This window comes from Methyloversatilis sp. (assembly GCF_030696805.1).
Classification (GTDB): domain Bacteria; phylum Pseudomonadota; class Gammaproteobacteria; order Burkholderiales; family Rhodocyclaceae; genus Methyloversatilis.
In genome coordinates this window covers 81,163-98,695 of the sequence record NZ_JAUYRO010000095.1, presented here as the reverse complement: position 1 = coordinate 98,695, position 17,533 = coordinate 81,163, and the positions used below count along the sequence as shown (strand labels likewise).

General features: G+C 65.1%; 15 protein-coding genes. 8 read left to right on the top strand and 7 right to left on the bottom strand.

Annotation, left to right across the window (positions count from 1 at the left end):
* The first annotated feature begins 124 nt into the window (after positions 1-124).
* Together metK and Q8R75_RS15595 are read left to right on the top strand one after the other, a co-directional pair.
* Complete coding sequence (gene metK, locus Q8R75_RS15600; protein WP_305626708.1) at positions 125-1,288, top strand: methionine adenosyltransferase; 1,164 nt, start codon at positions 125-127, stop codon at positions 1,286-1,288.
* 213 nt (positions 1,289-1,501) lie between these two features.
* The gene (locus tag Q8R75_RS15595) at positions 1,502-4,081 is read left to right on the top strand and encodes a DUF3857 domain-containing protein (RefSeq protein ID WP_305614718.1); all 2,580 of its coding nucleotides are present in this window, start codon (positions 1,502-1,504) and stop codon (positions 4,079-4,081) included.
* An 8-nt stretch (positions 4,082-4,089) separates the two neighbouring features.
* On the opposite strand, the gene Q8R75_RS15590 is transcribed toward Q8R75_RS15595, so the two are convergent.
* On the bottom strand, positions 4,090-5,172 hold the full coding sequence (locus Q8R75_RS15590; protein ID WP_305614717.1) for a TRAP transporter substrate-binding protein: 1,083 nt from the start codon (positions 5,170-5,172) through the stop codon (positions 4,090-4,092).
* Positions 5,169-6,509: a metalloprotease PmbA gene (gene pmbA, locus Q8R75_RS15585; protein WP_305614716.1), complete on the bottom strand. Its 1,341-nt coding sequence runs from the start codon at positions 6,507-6,509 to the stop codon at positions 5,169-5,171. The genes Q8R75_RS15590 and pmbA overlap by 4 nt, the downstream gene beginning before the upstream one ends.
* A 124-nt stretch (positions 6,510-6,633) precedes the next feature.
* Between pmbA and yjgA the strand changes: the two genes are divergently transcribed.
* Together yjgA and mog are read left to right on the top strand one after the other, a co-directional pair.
* On the top strand, positions 6,634-7,215 hold the full coding sequence (yjgA, locus tag Q8R75_RS15580) for a ribosome biogenesis factor YjgA (protein WP_305614715.1): 582 nt from the start codon (positions 6,634-6,636) through the stop codon (positions 7,213-7,215).
* Complete coding sequence (gene mog, locus Q8R75_RS15575; RefSeq protein WP_305614714.1) at positions 7,202-7,801, top strand: molybdopterin adenylyltransferase; 600 nt, start codon at positions 7,202-7,204, stop codon at positions 7,799-7,801. Before yjgA ends, mog begins: the two co-directional genes overlap by 14 nt.
* A 144-nt stretch (positions 7,802-7,945) precedes the next feature.
* Here the strand turns inward: mog and mtgA are convergent, their stop codons facing one another.
* Genes mtgA through Q8R75_RS15560 form a run of 3 tightly spaced genes read right to left on the bottom strand, consistent with a single transcriptional unit; the run spans position 7,946 to position 10,402 of the window.
* Complete coding sequence (gene mtgA, locus Q8R75_RS15570; RefSeq protein WP_305614713.1) at positions 7,946-8,638, bottom strand: monofunctional biosynthetic peptidoglycan transglycosylase; 693 nt, start codon at positions 8,636-8,638, stop codon at positions 7,946-7,948.
* Positions 8,639-8,652: 14 nt separating this feature from the next.
* Positions 8,653-9,498, bottom strand: coding sequence for a shikimate dehydrogenase (gene aroE / locus Q8R75_RS15565; RefSeq protein WP_305626703.1), 846 nt, complete (start codon positions 9,496-9,498; stop codon positions 8,653-8,655).
* A gap of 4 nt (positions 9,499-9,502) precedes the next feature.
* Positions 9,503-10,402: an energy transducer TonB gene (locus Q8R75_RS15560; protein WP_305614711.1), complete on the bottom strand. Its 900-nt coding sequence runs from the start codon at positions 10,400-10,402 to the stop codon at positions 9,503-9,505.
* A 188-nt stretch (positions 10,403-10,590) separates the two neighbouring features.
* On the opposite strand from Q8R75_RS15560, the gene Q8R75_RS15555 reads away from it, so the two are divergent.
* Both Q8R75_RS15555 and Q8R75_RS15550 read left to right on the top strand, forming a co-directional pair.
* Complete coding sequence (locus Q8R75_RS15555) at positions 10,591-11,415, top strand: undecaprenyl-diphosphate phosphatase (RefSeq protein ID WP_305614710.1); 825 nt, start codon at positions 10,591-10,593, stop codon at positions 11,413-11,415.
* The gene (locus tag Q8R75_RS15550; RefSeq protein WP_305626701.1) at positions 11,415-11,999 is read left to right on the top strand and encodes a YqiA/YcfP family alpha/beta fold hydrolase; all 585 of its coding nucleotides are present in this window, start codon (positions 11,415-11,417) and stop codon (positions 11,997-11,999) included. Before Q8R75_RS15555 ends, Q8R75_RS15550 begins: the two co-directional genes overlap by 1 nt.
* Before the next feature lie 208 nt (positions 12,000-12,207).
* Here the strand turns inward: Q8R75_RS15550 and Q8R75_RS15545 are convergent, their stop codons facing one another.
* Entirely contained in the window at positions 12,208-13,677 is a 1,470-nt protein-coding gene (locus Q8R75_RS15545) for a hypothetical protein (protein ID WP_305614708.1), read from the bottom strand.
* A gap of 165 nt (positions 13,678-13,842) precedes the next feature.
* Between Q8R75_RS15545 and Q8R75_RS15540 the strand changes: the two genes are divergently transcribed.
* Both Q8R75_RS15540 and Q8R75_RS15535 read left to right on the top strand, forming a co-directional pair.
* Positions 13,843-14,637, top strand: a complete 795-nt coding sequence (locus Q8R75_RS15540; protein ID WP_305626699.1) for a thymidylate synthase — start codon at positions 13,843-13,845, stop codon at positions 14,635-14,637.
* Positions 14,604-15,128: a dihydrofolate reductase gene (locus Q8R75_RS15535; RefSeq protein ID WP_305626698.1), complete on the top strand. Its 525-nt coding sequence runs from the start codon at positions 14,604-14,606 to the stop codon at positions 15,126-15,128. The genes Q8R75_RS15540 and Q8R75_RS15535 overlap by 34 nt, the downstream gene beginning before the upstream one ends.
* Before the next feature lie 65 nt (positions 15,129-15,193).
* On the opposite strand, the gene Q8R75_RS15530 is transcribed toward Q8R75_RS15535, so the two are convergent.
* The gene (locus Q8R75_RS15530) at positions 15,194-17,446 is read right to left on the bottom strand and encodes an arginine/lysine/ornithine decarboxylase (protein WP_305626696.1); all 2,253 of its coding nucleotides are present in this window, start codon (positions 17,444-17,446) and stop codon (positions 15,194-15,196) included.
* Between the last annotated feature and the right edge of the window lie 87 nt (positions 17,447-17,533).

The window sequence follows — 17,533 nt, the reverse complement described above, 5'->3', positions numbered from 1 at the left end:
GCTTCCGCCGAGTTAAACGAGACAACTTGCAGGGCGGATTAAAAATACTGCTAAAGCGTCGCCTGCTCGCTTCCCGGAGCTGGTTCGACGAACCAGCACAGGGATGATCAAAAGGAGCAGGCGCATGTCAGAGTATCTATTCACGTCGGAATCGGTTTCAGAAGGTCACCCGGACAAGGTGTCCGACCAGGTGTCGGATGCCATCCTCGACGCCATCCTCGCGCAGGACCCTACCGCCCGTGTCGCCGCGGAAACGCTGTGCAACACCGGCCTCGTCGTGCTCGCGGGCGAAATCACGACGACCGCCAACGTCGACTACATCCACGTCACGCGCGACACGCTCAAGCGCATCGGCTACGACAACACCGAATACGGCATCGACTACAAGGGCTGCGCCGTGCTGGTGGCCTATGACAAGCAGAGCCCGGATATTGCGCAGGGCGTCGATCGCGCCAGCGACGACTATCTGAACCAGGGCGCCGGCGACCAGGGCCTGATGTTCGGTTACGCCTGCGACGAAACACCGGTGCTGATGCCGCTGGCCATCCACCTGTCGCACCGTCTGGTCGAGCGCCAGGCGCATCTGCGCAAGGACGGTCGTCTGCCCTGGCTGCGCCCGGACGCCAAGAGCCAGGTCACCATCCGCTACGTCGACGGCAAGCCTGAACGCATCGACACGGTCGTGCTGTCGACCCAGCACGCGCCCGACATGTCGCTCGAAGCCATCCGCGAAGCAGTGATCGAGGACGTAATCAAGCCGGTGCTGCCGCCGGAACTGGTCAAGGGCGAAATCAAATATCTGGTGAATCCGACCGGCCGCTTCGTCGTCGGCGGCCCGCAGGGCGACTGCGGTCTGACCGGTCGCAAGATCATCGTCGACACCTACGGCGGTGCCGCACCGCACGGCGGCGGCGCATTCTCCGGCAAGGACCCGTCGAAGGTCGACCGCTCGGCCGCCTACGCCGCACGCTACGTGGCGAAGAACATCGTCGCCGCCGGCCTCGCCTCCAGGGCGCTGGTGCAGGTGAGCTATGCCATCGGCGTCGCCCAGCCGACCTCGATCATGGTCGACACCTTCGGCACCGGCAAAATCTCGAACGAAAAGCTGACCGAACTGGTGAAGCGCCATTTCGACCTGCGCCCGAAGGGCATCGTGCAGATGCTCGACCTGCTGCGCCCGATCTACCAGAAGACCGCCGCCTACGGCCACTTCGGCCGCGACGAGCCGGAATTCACGTGGGAAGCGATCGACAAGGCCGCCGCGCTGCGGGCGGACGCGGGGCTCTGACCCGGGAGCGTTCGTAGGCGCTGAAAGGAGGGCCGCAATGCGGCCCTTTTTTGTCGGTCGACGCTGTAACGCCAAGCGTGTCGCATCGAAATGAAAAACGCATGTGCAAGAATTTCGGTTTCGCCCACTGGGTCGCCTTCGCGGCCGGAACGGAGACTTTTGCGCACGCTGCCACCCGCATTCCAGCGCCTTTTCAGCCTGCTCCTGATACTGATGTCCTGGGGTGCGGATGCCCGGGCCGCGGACTACCGCATCACACCGACGCCCGCCTGGGTGACGCCCATAACGACCGCGAGCCGCGCAGTCGTACCGGTCGGACAGATCAGCAGCGGCGCCTACTTCCTCCTCGGTGACTTCCAGACACGCAGCGGCCCCGAAGGACGGACCGTATTCCGCCACCTCGCCGCCCAGGCGCTCAACGACAAGGGCGTCGATGCGATCGCCAATATCGAACTGTTGTTCGAGCCGTCCCACCAGACCCTGCATCTGCATATGCTTGCCGTCATCCGCGATGGTCAGCGCATAGACAAACTGCGCCGGGCGACCATCCGCGTACTGCAGCGCGAGAAAGAACTGGAGTACCGCATCTACGACGGGCGCAAAAGTGCCCACATCTTCCTCGACGACATCCGGACTGGCGACATCGTCGAGTACGCCTACAGCGTGCTCGGCTCGAATCCGGTGTTCGGCACGCGCGAGTTCGGCAGCCAGTCGCTTCAGTGGGCGGTGCCGATGGAGCGCCTTCATGTCAGGCTGTTGCTGCCCGCCGATCGCGACATGCGCATTGCCGTCCGCAACAGCGCACGACAACCACTCGTGCGGATGATCGGCAGCCATCGCGAGTACGTATGGGACGAATCGCCGCTGGCGCCGCTGGCGCTCGAACTCGATGCCCCGGGCTGGTTCGACCCCTATCCGGCGCTCGAATGGAGCGAGTTCGCCGACTGGAATGCCGTCGCACGCTGGGCCGTCCCGCTTTACCGTCCGCCGGCGCAGCTCGGTCCGTCGCTGCGTGCCAAGGTACTTTCCATCGAACAGGGCGCCCGGAGCCAGGCCGACAAGGTGCTCGCGGCACTGCGCCTGGTACAGGGCGATGTTCGCTACCTCGGCGTCGAGATCGGTACCGGCTCCTTCGTGCCGTCACCGCCTGATCGCGTCTACGACCAGCGCTTCGGCGACTGCAAGGACAAGACGCTGCTGCTGCTGAGTCTGTTGCACCACATGGGCATCGACGCCCAGGCAGCGCTGGTGAACACCGTGCTCACGCGCGGCATCAGCGACACGTCACCGAATCCGGCTGCGTTCAACCACGTGCTGGCACATGTGAAGATCGGCGGGCGCAGCTACTGGCTGGATCCGACCCGCGCCCCACAGCCCGGCTCGCTCGAGGTCGTCCACCAACCGGACTTCGGCCGTGCATTGCTGGTCAGCGATGCAACGCGCGAACTGCTGCCGATGCAGCGCGACCCTGCCCCGGCACTCAAGCGGCGCATCGACGCGCAGTTCGACGCACGCAACGGTTTCGATCAACCGGCGCGGCTGACCGTCACGACGACCAGCGAGGGCCGGGAGGCGGAAGAGGCGCGCAACCTGCTCGCCACGACCAGTCCGGACGCGCTGCAGAAGCAATACCTGAACTATTACGCGCGCTACTACGCCGGCTTGCGCGTGGCTCAGGCCATGGCAATCAGCGACGACACCGGGCACAACCGCATCACGGTCTCCGAGTACTACGAAATTCCCGACTTCTGGCCACTGGCCGAAGACGGCAGTCGCCGCGAAGCCAGCTTCTACTCGCCCGAGGTGATGGATCTGCTGCGGCTGCCGTCGTCAACCGTGCGCCATTCGCCGGTGGCACTTGCGCCACCGCTTGACGTCACGCTGGTCACCGAAGTGCTGCTGCCGGAATCCTGGCCGATCAAGGCCGAAACGACGCGGATCGACGACGCCCACTTCACGCTCGAACGCCGCATCGGCGGTGACGACCGGCGCCTGATACTGACCGACCATTTTCGTTCGCACGTCGATCACGTGAAGATGGATGCCATTCCATCCTATGTCGCCAATCTCGAACGTGCGCGCAATGCGCTGGGCTACCGTCTGTTTCATCACATGAACCTGCCGCCCGCCACGCTGGCCGAGCGTTTCAACTGGATGATCGCGCTGCTGGCCGCGATGCTCACCGGTGCATTGGTCTGGCTGGCAGTGCGTCTTTACCGCTACGACCCACCACCTGGCAACTTCACGCCCATCCCGGCTCTGACCGGCCTGCGCGGATGGCTGCTGCTGCCCGCGCTGAACCTGTTCCTGCTGCCGTTCAGGCTGGTCAGCGACTTCCTGCCGAGCATCAATGTCTACGCGGTTCCGACCTGGATCAGGTTGACCCACCCGGGTGGAGCCGGCTACGACCCGCTGTGGGCACCCGCGCTGCTGTTCGAACTGGTGGCCACGCTGACCCTGGGCACACTGGCCTTGCTGACCCTGGTGCTCTTCCTCAAGCGCCGCAGCAGCACACCACGCGTGTTCATCGCGCTCAGCATAGGCATCGTGATTTCGCAGTCGATCAACCAGGCGCTCGTCATGGCGCTTCCGCTGACCGGCGACGTCGCGGATACGCTGCGCAACCCTGCGGAACTGATCCAGTCGGTGCTGTTCCTGGCGGTCTGGGGCACTTACTTCCTGCGGTCGCAACGCGTGAAATCGACCTTCACCCGCACCTGGCGACCACGCCCGCCGGAACCCCTGCCTGCCACCGCACCGCTGGAGGCCACGCAGGCGCAGCCCGCCGGCTGAAGCCGGCGTCACTCCACCGGATGCCGTCCGGCGAACGCATCGACCGAATTTTCCGAAATCCGCGTCCACAGATGCTGTTCGGAGCGGAAGCGGTTCCACGGTTCGAACACCTTGCGAAAGCCCGGACTGGACGCGGCGAGTTCGCGGTACAGGGCAAAGGTTTCCTTCTGGCAGGCGAGCAGGATGTCGCGCGAAAACATGCGCAACCGGGCGCCACCTTCGATCAGCTTCTTCATAGCAGCCGGGTTGCGCGCGTCGTAGCGCGCCTGCATGCCGAGGTGCGCGGCTGCGCAGGCGGCTTCGAGGATATGGCGGTAGTCGGCCGGCAGCGCGTCATGCGCCGCGCGGTTCACGTAGATCGACAGCTGCGGCCCGGCTTCGGCCCAGCCCGGGTAGTAGTAATAGGGCGCCACCTTGTAGAAGCCGAGCTTCAGGTCGTCGTACGGCCCCACCCATTCGGCGGCGTCAATGGCGCCCTTTTCCAGCGCCGGATACACGTCGGAGCCCGGAATCTGCTGCGGCACCACGCCCAGACGGGTCACGACCTGCCCGGCCAGCCCGCCGACGCGCATCTTCAAGCCCTTCAGATCAGCCACGGTGAGGATTTCGCGGCGGAACCAGCCCCCCATCTGCGCGCCCGTATTGCCGCACGGAAAATTGACGATGTTGTAGCCGGCGAACAGCTCGCGCATCAGCGCCATGCCGCCGCCATCCAGCAACCACGCGCTCTGCTGGCGACTGTTCAGGCCAAACGGCATCGCACAGTCGAAAGCGAAGGTCGGGTCCTTTCCGATGTAGTAGTAGGAAGCGGAGTGACCGCACTCGACCGTGCCTTCGCGTACCGCGTCGAGCACACCGAACGGCGGTACCAGTTCGTTGGCGGAGAACACCTGGATCTGGAAGCGGCCGCCGGTCGCGGCACTGACCTGCTGCGCCACCTGTTCTGCAGCGGGAAACAGCGCATCCAGCCCTTTCGGAAAGCTGGACGCCAGCCGCCAGCGGATCGCCGGCTGCGCACCCACCACGGCCGGTGCGGCCAGCAGCGCGGCGGGCGCCGCCTGCAGGAAGGTGCGCCGCCCGCGCGCGCTCACGCGCCGGCTATCCTCATGCGGTCGATGAGGATCGAGCCGCACTGCTTCGAGCCGCGCACCAGCGTGTCGGCACCGACTTCCTTGATGCCCATGTACATGTCGCGCAGATTGCCGGCGATGGTGATTTCCTGCACCGGATAGGCGATCTGGCCGTTTTCGATCCAGTACCCGGCGGCACCGCGCGAATAGTCGCCGGTCACGTAATTGACGCCGTGACCCAGCAATTCGGTCACCAGCAGGCCGCGCTTGATCGAGCCGATCATGTCCACCAGGCTGCGCGTGCCCGGCTTGACGATCAGGTTATGCGAGCCGCCGGCATTGCCGGTGGTCTGCATGCCCAGCTTGCGCGCCGAATAGGTGCTCAGGAAGTAGCCGTTGAGTACGCCGTCCTGCACCACATCGCGGTCGCACGTAACCACGCCGTCGTCGTCGAACATGCCGGAGCCCATCGCTCGCGGCAGATGCGGCCGTTCGGCAATGCTGATCAGCGGCGAGAAGATCTGCTTGCCCAGGCTGTCGAGCAGGAAGGACGACTTGCGGTACAGCGAACCACCGCTGGCCGCCTGCACGAAATGGCCGATCAGGCCGATGGCCAGCGGCGCCTCGAACAGCACCGGCACCCGGGTGGTCTTGACGCGCCGTGCGCCCAGCCGCGCCAGCGCGCGCTCCGCTGCATAGCGGCCGATGGCTTCGGGTAACGGCAGATCGGCCGCAGATCGCTGGCTCGCATACCAGTCTTCGCGCTGCATGGCATCGCCCTCGCCGGCGATGACCGAACAGGTGATGTACTGGCGCGAACTCGAATAACCCGCCATGAAGCCCAGGCTGTTGGCCGAAATGAACTGCGACTGCTGCGCCGACACCGAACCGCCTTCCGAATTGCGGATGTCGGGCGATGTGGCGAAGGCGGCGTCTTCGCAGCGCTTGGCGATTTCGATCGCCTGTTCAACCGGCAGCTCCCACGGATGGAACAGATCAAGGTCGCGGAATTCGGTCGCCAGCAGCGACTTGTCCGGCAGGCCGGCGCAGTCGTCTTCTGCCGTGAAGCGGGCGATCGACAGCGCTGCATCGACCGAAGCGCGCAGCGCGTCGCGCGAAAAGTCGCTCGAACTGGCGTAACCCTTGCGCTGGCCGACATAGACAGTGACGCCGATGCCCTTGTCGCGGTTGTATTCGATCGTTTCGACCTCGCCACGGCGCACCGTGACCGACTGGCCGAAGCCTTCGGACACGTCGACTTCGGCCGCTGTGGCGCCGCCGGCACGTGCGTGGTCCAGCAGATCCTGCGCAATGTCGCGCAGGCTGTCATCGGTATAGCTGAAACCCTGTCGGGACATGGGGGCCTATCTCGCAGTGAAATCGGGTGGGAAATCCGCAGCCGGCGCGCCACGCAAGGGCGTTGCACGAGCGGGCTGCGGCAAAGCTGCAATAATAGCCGCTTGCCAAGCTTCGCCCCGCCCCATGCGCCCGAAATCCATATCGACCCACGACGACCCCGATGACGAGCCGCAGTACGACGGCCCGAGCAAGAGCCAGAAGAAGCGCGACTCGCATGCGCTGCAGGACATCGGCGAACAGCTGGTCGCGCTGTCCGACACCCAGCTCAAGCGCATCGACCTGCCGGAAAACCTGCGCCGCGCGATCGAGGAAACGCGTCGCACGCGCAGCCGCGAAGGCCTGCGCCGGCAGATGCAGTATGTCGGCAAGGTGATGCGCAACATCGATACGGCGCCACTGGTCGAAGCGCTAGACGCGATACGCGGCGTGTCCGCCCGCGCCGTCGCACGCGAACAGATGCTGGAACGCATGCGCGAGCGATTGATCGCCGACGAACAGGTGCTGGGCGACATCGCCGCGCAGTGGCCGGACGCCGACCTGACCCAGTTGCGCACGCTGCGCCGCAACGCGCTGCGCGAAACCGAGCTGGACAAACCGCCGCGCGCGTTCCGCGAAATTTTCCGCGTGCTGCGCCAGCTCGACCGTGCCGGCACGCCGGACGCCACCGAAACCGCAGAGGATGAACACGACGATGAGCAAGGATGACGATCTGCTGACCGTGGGTCTGGTGTCAGTGTCCGACCGCGCCTCGTCCGGCGTCTATCAGGACCAGGGCATTCCGGCGCTGCAGGACTGGCTGTCGGCAGCGCTGAAGACACCGGTCGCCTTCGAAACACGGCTGATTCCGGACGAACAGCCGGTGATCGAGGCGACGCTGATCGAACTGTGCGACAGCGCCGGCTGCGATCTCGTGCTGACCACCGGCGGCACCGGCCCGGCGCCGCGCGACGTGACACCGGATGCCACCGCCGCCGTGGCGCACAAGCTGATGCCCGGCTTCGGCGAACAGATGCGCCAGATCAGCCTGCGCTTCGTGCCCACCGCCATCCTGTCGCGCCAGACTGGCGCCATCCGCGGCAAGACGCTGATCCTGAACCTGCCGGGGCAGCCGAAATCGATCCGGGAAACGCTCGAAGGCGTGAAGGGTGCGGACGGCACCCAGATCGTGCCCGGCATCTTCGCCGCCGTACCCTACTGCATCGATCTGATCGGCGGGCCGTACATCGAAACCGACGAAGCCGTGGTGAAAGCCTTCCGCCCGAAATCCGCGATCCGGCCGCCCAGGACCTGAGCAGGCGTCGCCCGCACAGCGGACTGACCGCGGACGACCGCTGTGGAAACCGCGACGGTGTTGCTTTTCGTAGGAGCGGACTCTGTCCGCGGTGCACGCGCTGTCACGCAACCAGCATTCCCCTTCCGCGGCTTGAACTCGCCGCTAAGGCACTTGCGAGTAGTGCATGCGTGCCGCAACGCGTGAGGCGTGTGCCGCGAGACGCGGGCCGAAGGTTTTCTCGTACTTGCGCGGGTTGGGCAGCATGACGGCCAGCCGGGCTGCCTGATCCGGCCCGAGCTTCGCCGCCGGCACGCGATAGTAGCGCTGCGCGGCCGCTTCGGCGCCGAAAATGCCGTCGCCCCACTCCACCACGTTCAGATAGATTTCGAGGATGCGCCGCTTGTCCATCACCGCTTCCATCATGAAGGTGATGGCCGCCTCCTGCGCTTTGCGCAGATAGCTGCGGCTCGGGCTCAGAAACAGGTTTTTCGCCAGCTGCTGGCTGATGGTCGAGCCGCCGGCGACCGCGCGGCCCTTCTTGCGGTTCTTTTCCATCGCCTTCTGGATGCCTTCCCAGTCGAAGCCTTCGTGATCGATAAAGCCATCGTCCTCGGCAGCGATCACGGCGCGCTTCAGATGCACCGAAATGCGCTCGTACGGCACCCACTGCCTGCGCAGCTGTGCCTCGGGCTGACGTTCGCGCAGCTCGGACAGGCGCAGCGACATGAAGCGGGTTTCGTCCGGATTGAATTTCGTCCACCACAGCAGGTGGCCGAAAATCCACAGCTGATAGGCCAGCGCCAGCAGCACCGCAGCGGCAAGCAACCATTTCAGCAGGCGAAGGAGGCGACGCATGGCGAGGGCGACGTTCAGGCGAGCGGCGGCGTTGCCGCGCGCAGCATGTCGCGCACCGGCGCCGTGTCAGGCCGCACGCCCCGCCACAGTTCGAACGCTTCGGCCGCCTGTTCGACCAGCATGCCCAGACCGTCGGCCAGCGTGGTGGCGCCCTGCGCGCGCGCCTGCTTCAGGAAGGCGGTCAGGCCGCGGCCGTACACCATGTCGTACGCCAGACTGCCCGGCGCGTACAACCCGTCGGGCAAAGGCGGCGTTTCGTCGGTGAGGCTGGCGCTGGTGGCGTTGATCACGATGTCGTACGGCGCAGCGGCAGCGTCCTGCCAGCCACCGGCGGCCAGAACACCCGGCATGCAGTACACAAGCATGTCGGCAAAATCTTCCAGGAACTGCTCTGCCCGCGAGCTTGTTCGATTTGCAACGAACAGCCGAGACACCCCAGATTCAAGAAGCGGCGCAACGACTCCGCGCGCAGCACCGCCTGCGCCCAGCAACAGGACCCGGGCAGTGGCCAGTCGGCAACCGAGAGTTTCCAGGTCGCGAACCAGTCCGGCGCCATCCGTGTTGTCACCCTGAACTTCTCCTGCGTTGAACGAAAGTGTGTTTACAGCCCGAGCGAGGCTCGCCCTTTCCGTCAGGCGATCGGCCAGCCGCCAGGCCTCTTCCTTGAACGGCACGGTGATGTTCATGCCGCGCCCGCCCTCGGCGCGAAATTGCCCGACCGTGGCAGCGAAACCATCCAGCGGCGCCAGCAGCGCCTCGTAAATCATGTCCTGACCGGTCTGCGCGGCAAACGCGGCGTGGATGGCGGGTGACTTGCTGTGCGAGATGGGGTGACCCACCACGGCGTAACGGTCGGGCATCGGTTTAGCGTGCTTGAAGCTGATCGCCCTGGGTGAAGCTCCAGGTACGGGTGATGGACAGGATTTCAAAGTCGCGCCGGATGTCCGGCGAGAACGGCGCATAGGGTGCGGCCATGCGCACGATGCGCTGCGCCGCCTCGTCGAGCAGCGGCTGACCGGACGAGCGGCTGACGTAGATCTGTTCGATTTCGCCGTCGGACCGTATTTCGACCGTCAGCGTGAGGTTGCCGTAGATGCGGCCGCGCGCCGCGCTCGGGTAGTTCAGGTTGCCGATGCGCTCGACCTTCTGCCGCCAGTCCTCGATGTACTGCGCGAAGCGGTACTCCTGCGTGCGCGCGCCGACGAATTTCTTGCGCGGCCGCTTGTTGTAGTCATCCACATTGCGCGCGATTTCGGCTTCGAGCCGCGCCATCGCCATGGCGCGTGCCGCAAGGTCGGTGCCGCTCGGCAGCGGCACGGCCTGTGGCGTCGGTTCCGGCTGCTCGACCCTACGTTCTTCTTCCCGGACTGCTGTCTTTGCCTGCGCTTCGGCCAGCAACTTCTGCTGCAGGGCTTCAAGCTCCTGCACGCGGCTTTGCGTGCTGACCAGCTGATCACCGGTCTGGTCGCGTTTGCTGGCGGGCAGCGGGGTTTTGGCGCGACGGTCCTGATCGGTGTTGCCGCCGCCGTCCAGGCTGGCCTGCGCGAGCGCCTGCGGATCGACCGGCTTCTGCTTGCTGCGCGCATTGACCAGCACCACTTCCAGAGGCTGATCGATCGCCTTCTGCTTCGGCTTGAGGTCCGGCGCGAAATTGATCGCCAGCACGAAGCCATGCACGAAAATCGACACCGCGATGCCGATGGCCAACGGCGGCAGCGCGGGTTCGGCCGCGGTCAGGGCGGCTGGCCGAACGCTGGTCAGCACCGCCCTCTCGGGCGTGGCAGCGGACTTGGGGCGGGTGCGGGCTGCAGCGCTTTTTCGTGGCATGGGGCGGGATTTTACAGGCGGCCGGTGAAATACCGCCGCCCCGCCGGAAATGAGACAGCGCAGCGTCGCCGGCATGTCACGACCGGCACCCTATAATCGCCGGTCTTTCGTGTGCAGCAAACTCCATGGATCCATTGCTGATCAAGGCCTTCATCCTCGGCATCATTGAAGGTCTGACCGAGTTCCTGCCCATCTCCAGCACCGGCCACCTGATCATCGCAGGCAGCCTGCTCGGCTATACCGACGACACCAGTCGCGTATTCAAGATCGTCATCCAGCTGGCCGCGATACTGGCGATCTGCTGGGAGTACCGGCGCAAGCTCATCGATGTCGGCAGCGGTGTGCTGGCGCGCGACCCGCAAGCCAACCACTTCGTGACGCTGGTGCTGATCGCCTTCATGCCTGCTGCGGTACTTGGCTTCCTGCTGCACGGCGTGATCAAGGCTTACCTGTTCAACCCGCTGACCGTGGCCGGCGCACTGATCGTCGGTGGCGTGCTCATCCTGCTGATCGAGCGGCGCAACCACCAGCCGCGTTATGAAACGGTGGAGGAGATGGACTGGCGCGCCGCGCTCAAGGTGGGTTTCGCGCAGTCCGTGGCGATGTTCCCCGGCGTGTCGCGCTCGGGTGCGACCATCATGGGCGGCCTGATCTTCGGCTTGTCGCGCCGCGCGGCGACCGAATTCAGCTTCTTCCTCGCCATTCCGACCATGTTTGCGGCCACCGCCTACGACGTTTACAAGAACTGGGCGCTGCTGCGTGCCGAAGATCTGCCGGTGTTCGCGACCGGCTTCGTGGCCTCTTTCCTGGCCGCGTTCTTCAGCGTGCGCTGGCTGCTGCGCTACATCTCCACCCACACCTTCGAGGTGTTCGCCTGGTACCGCATCGTATTCGGCATCATCGTGCTGCTGACAGCCGCTGGCGGCTGGGTGGACTGGGCCGATCACTGATGCAGAAGCTGTTCTACCTGCACGGCTTCCGCTCGGGTCCGCAGTCGGTCAAGGCCGTGCAACTGCGCGCCCACCTTGCCCGCCAGGGACGGGCCGGCGACCTGTGGTGCGAACAGTTGCCGCCCGGCCCGCTGGACGCGATCGCGCTGATCGAATCGGTGCTTCGCCCGGCGCTGGACACCGGCGATGATGTCGCACTGGCCGGCTCGTCGCTGGGCGGCTTCTATGCGCTGCATCTGGCGGAAAAGCACGGACTGCACGCGGCGCTGATCAATCCCGCCGTGGTCGCACCGAAGTCGCTCGGCGACTACGTCGGCGAACACGAGCACATGTATACGGGCGAAGTGTTTCGCTTCGAACAGGAACATGTCGACCAACTGGCTGCGCTGGAGGTCGCGGCGGTTACCCGGCCGGAACGGTACCTGGTACTGCTGGAAACCGGCGACGAGGTACTGGACTGGTGGCAGGCGGTGCTGAAGTTGCGCGGCGCGAACCTCGTAGTACATGCCGGGGGCGATCACAGCCTGCAGTGCTTCGCGAGAGAACTTCCACGGATGACCGAATTCCTGCTGCCGGATCGCTGACGGCGATTGCCGCTTGTTGGGCATCGCTGCGCTCACCCCAACCTACGGGGGATGGGGCGGCGCGACTTGAGGAAGCCTGATTGTTGGGCATCGCTGCGCTCACCCCAACCTACGGGGGATGGGCAACGTGATTGCCGGCGAGCGCAGTCGCTGCCGTAGGTTGGGGTGAGCGCAGCGATGCCCAACACCCGCCCTGCGCGAGGCCGGGCTAACGAAAATCGCTGACGCGGAAACGGGCGAGATCGAAGTTGGCGCCGCGCTCGATAAGTTCGACCGGATCAAGCCTGACATGGCGCCCGTTGATCGACGCGTGCAGCGGATACTCGGCCGAATAGCCGGTGCCGTTGATCGCCAGACGGACAACGGCGCCGGTGATCGGGTCATCCAGCGCAACGGCTTCGCCGCTGTTGCGTTCGGAAAATACCTCCAACGGGCGGGCGGTGGTCGACAGCGTTTCGATGCCGACCGTGCCGCGCGCGTCGCGACCTCGCATGTAACGGCGCACGACACCGACCAGCCAGTTGTCGCCGCCCGAAGGCTGCATGCCGACCAGCGAGCCGATACGTACCCACTCCGCGCTGGCGGTAGGTGCCGTTGCGCCGATGCCGCCCAGGCTGGCGTCGGACATTTCCCAGCGATAGATCACCGCCTCGTCGCGCGCGCCGCGTAGCACATGGTGCAGATGCTTGATGCCGTTGGCGACCGCAAGCGCACCGCCCAGTGTGTGGCGGCGGTACTGCCGGGTCGGCGGGTCGAGCGCCCAGTTGATCGACAGGTGGCGCAGCAGCCGGCCCAGCTGTTCGGGCGACGGCTCTTCATCAAAATGCAGCGAATCAGGCCGATCGCCGGCTTCGAGCTTGCGCGCCATCGCAAGTGCGGCATCGGCGGCTGCGATGCCGGAAAAGTAACGGATACCGTCGGTGGTGAGCGGCGCGCGCACCAGACGCAGCGGAGGTGCCGGCTGGTTGGAGTCCAGCCAGTGCGTGGTGCCGCGCTCGACGGCGGATGCCATCGAAAACCGTGCCGCGAAATAACTGGTCAGCTGTTCGGCCAGCCGCACGCCCGCCGGCACCAGCCCTTCCGGTGCCGCCACATGCAGGGCAATCAGGCGCAGATACTCGCGTTCGACCGAAGTCGCCGCTTCGTCGGCAACATTGACCACCTCGCGCACCTCGGCACCCGATGCCTGCGCAAGCAGGTAGGCCTGGCCCGCTACCTGCCACAGCCCGGCATCGATCGGACCGTTGTGATAGACGTCCCACTTGAAGCGCTGGCGGCACGCCCGCACGGTGCGCGAGGCCAGACGCGACAGGCCGCTGAGCACCGATGCCTGCGCCGGGTCTGACATGTAGCGATCGAGCGCGAATTCGTAGGCGGATGACAGGATGGACCAGAAATCGCGACCGGTGCGCCAAACCACATCCTTGCCTTCCGGTTGTTCGACGTACGCGCTGTCGAGCTTGCGCAGATGGGGCTGGGCGCTGGAATCGAACTGATAAAGCAGATTGACGTGGTGCGCGATGTCGATATTGGCCGCTTCGCTGACCGATTCGACCCAGCCGGTCAGTTCGTTGATGGCCAGATCGGGCTGCGCGGCGGCGATTTCGGCCAGCACACGGCGCAGCTCGGCCGGATTGCCGAGCACACTCGCCGGGGATGAAGAAAAGACACCGAACATACCTGCCACCTCCGCCGCTCGGGATGCGCCCCGATTGTACTGATCATCAATCGTCCGTCGGACGGTGCGCAGTGCCCCGTCCGTACTGCATGCAGACCCCGCCGGAACCGCGCGCTGGACTACAATCCCGACCCTCTAGCGTAACGCGACTACGCGATATTTTCCATGCGGCAATATCTCGACCTCATGCGCCATGTGCTCGAACAGGGCGCGCTCAAGACAGATCGCACCGGAACCGGTACCCGTTCGGTGTTCGGCTGGCAGATGCGTTTCAACCTCGCCGACGGCTTTCCGGTGCTGACGACGAAGAAACTGCACCTGCGATCCATCATCGTCGAATTGCTGTGGTTCCTGCGCGGCGACACCAATATCGCCTGGCTGAAGGAAAACGGCGTCAGCATCTGGGACGAATGGGCCGACGACAACGGCGACCTCGGTCCGGTGTATGGCGCCCAGTGGCGCAGCTGGCCGACGCCCGACGGGCGCCACATCGACCAGATCGCCGAACTGATCAAGGGCCTGCGCCAGAATCCGGATTCGCGCCGCCACATCGTCAGCGCGTGGAACCCGGCCAGCATCCCGTCGATGAAGCTGCCGCCCTGCCATGCACTGTTCCAGTTCTACGTCGCCGAAGGTGCATTGTCCTGCCAGCTGTATCAGCGCAGCGCCGACATATTTCTCGGAGTGCCTTTCAATATAGCGAGTTACGCGCTGCTGACGATGATGATGGCCCAGGTGTGCGGGCTCAAGCCGGGCGAATTCATCCATACGCTGGGTGATGCGCACCTGTATCTGAACCATGTCGATCAGGCCCGCGAACAGTTGTCGCGCGCGACGCGGCCGCTGCCGGTGATGCACATCAACCCTGCGGTGACCGACCTGTTCGCCTTCGCGCCGGAAGATTTTCGTCTTGACGGCTATGACCCGTGGCCGCACATCCCGGCCAAGGTGGCCGTGTGACGCCGCGCCTGTCGCTGATTGCCGCACTGGCCGCCAATGGCGTGATCGGTCGCGACAACACCATGCCCTGGCATCTGCCGGAAGACCTGAAGCGCTTCCGCGCGCTGACCATGGGTCACCCGATGATCATGGGTCGCAAGACCTGGGATTCGCTCGGCAGGCCGTTGCCGGGTCGCACCAGCATCGTGGTCACCCGGCAGCCCGGGTTGTCGATGCCGGGTGCCATCTTCGTGCCGTCACTCGAGGCGGCGCGACAGGCGGCGGCGCAGGCCGAAGGCGGCGCGGACGCTTTCATCATCGGTGGCGCCCAGCTTTATGCACTGGCGCTGCCGCACGTGCAGCGCCTGCTGTTGACCGAAATCGCCGACCCGTTCGAGGGCGACACGGTGTTTCCCGCGTTCGACCGCAGCGAATGGGTCGAAACCGCCCGCGAGACAGCTGACAGCGTCAGCGGGCTGCGCTACGCCTTCGTCGATTACGCCCGGCGCTGAAGCACGGCGCGAAACGTCGCGCCGCCAGCCCCACAGACTGCCCGGGCGTGCAGGCAGCAAAGCTCTCAATCACGCACGCAGTCCACCAGATAGTTGATCGTTTCGCCCTCGCCGTCGCCGACCAGACCGTGGATGTCGGTCTCGAAGCCCGGGAAGGCGCGGTTGAACTCACGGGCAAAACGCAGGAAATTGACGATGGTGCGATTGAAGCGCTCGCCCGGAATCAGCAGCGGGATGCCCGGCGGATAGGGCGTCAGCAGCACGGCGGTGATGCGGCCTTCGAGATCATCGATCGGCACGCGGTCGATCTCGCGGTGCGCCATGCGCGCCCACGCCTCGGCCGGCTTCATCGCCGGTTCCATCGGCGACAGATACATTTCGGTCGTCAGGCGCGCGATGTCGTGCTTCTTGTACATTTCGTGAATGCGCACGCACAGGTCGCGCAATCCGACGCGTTCGTAGCGTGAATGCGCCGCCACGAACTCGGGCATCACCTTCCACAGCGGTTCGTTGTTGTCGTAGTCATCCTTGAACTGCTGCAGTTCGGTCACCAGCGTGTTCCAGCGGCCCTTGGTGATGCCGATGGTGAACATGATGAAGAAGCTGTACAGCCCGGTCTTCTCGACGATGATGCCGTGCTCGGCCAGGTAGCGCGTCAGCATGCCGGCGGGGATGCCCCAGTCGGCAAAGTCGCCATCGACGTCCAGACCCGGGGTGATGACGGTCGCCTTGATCGGGTCGAGCATGTTGAAGCCTTCGGCCAGATCGCCGAAACCGTGCCAGCGCTCGCCTGCGCGCAGCGTCCAGTCTTCGCGCGTGCCCAGCCCCTCTTCCGCGAGGTGCTCCGGCCCCCACACCTTGAACCACCAGTCGGTACCGAATTCGGCATCGACCTTGCGCATCGCGCGGCGGAACTCCGCCGCTTCGGCAAGGGATTCCTCGACCAGCGCCGTGCCGCCCGGCGGTTCCATCATCGCGGCGGCGACGTCGCACGAGGCGATGATCGCGTACTGCGGGCTGGTGGAGGTGTGCATCAGGTAGGCCTCGTTGAACACATCGCGATCGAGCGAGCGGGTCTGCGAGTCCTGCACCAGGATCTGCGACGCCTGCGACAGGCCGGCCAGCAGCTTGTGCGTCGACTGCGTGGCAAAGATCATCGAATCCTTGCAACGCGGACGCCCTTCGCCGATGGCGTGGTAGTCACCATAAAGATCGTGGAAGGACGCGTGCGGTAGCCAGGCTTCGTCGAAATGCAGCGTGTCGATTTCGCCGTCGAGCACGTCCTTGATGGCTTCCACGTTGTACAGGATGCCGTCGTAGGTCGACTGCGTGATGGTCAGGATGCGCGGCTTCTTGTTCAACACCTTGCGCGCGAACGGATTGGCTTCGATCTTGGCGCGGATCACGTCCGGGCTGAATTCGGACAGCGGAATCGGCCCGATGATGCCGTAGTGGTTACGCGTCGGCGTCAGGAAGACCGGAATCGCGCCGGTCATGATGATGGAGTGCAGTATCGACTTGTGGCAGTTGCGATCGACCACCACGATGTCGTCCTGCGCCACGGTCGAGTGCCACACCATCTTGTTCGACGTCGAGGTGCCATTGGTGACGAAGAACAGGTGATCGGCATGGAAGATGCGTGCTGCGTTGCGCTCCGACGCGGCCACCGGGCCGGTATGGTCGAGCAGCTGCCCCAGTTCTTCGACCGCATTGCACACGTCGGCGCGCAGCATGTTCTCGCCGAAGAACTGATGGAACATGCGCCCGACCGGGCTTTTCAGGAAGGCAACGCCGCCGGAATGCCCCGGGCAGTGCCAGGAGTAGGAGCCGTCCTGCGCGTAGTGCACCAGCGCACGGAAGAACGGCGGCGGCAGCGAGTCGAGATAGGCACGTGCTTCGCGCACGATGTAACGGGCGACGAATTCCGGCGTGTCCTCGAACATGTGGATGAAGCCGTGCAGCTCGCGCAGGATGTCGTTCGTGATGTGGCGCGTGGTGCGCGTCTCGCCATACAGGAAGATCGGGATGTCGGCGTTGCGGCGGCGGATTTCGGCGACGAATTCGCGCAGGTTCTGCAGCACGGCCTGGATTTCCGCGGCGCTGCCGCCCCCGAATTCCTCGTCGTCGATCGACAGGATGAAGGTCGACGCCCGGCTCTGCTGCTGCGCGAACGAGGTCAGGTCACCGTAGCTGGTGACCCCCAGTATCGTCAGCCCTTCCTTCTCGATCGCTTCGGCCAGCGCACGGATGCCCAGGCCGGAGGCGTTCTCGGAACGGAAGTCCTCGTCGATGATGATGATCGGAAACTCGAAGCGCATGGCGTCAACCTGTGTGATGGCAGGAGCGCCCTGGCACGGCGCCCCGGGTTGCAGAGAACCTGCAATCTTGAGCGCGCGATGGTATCA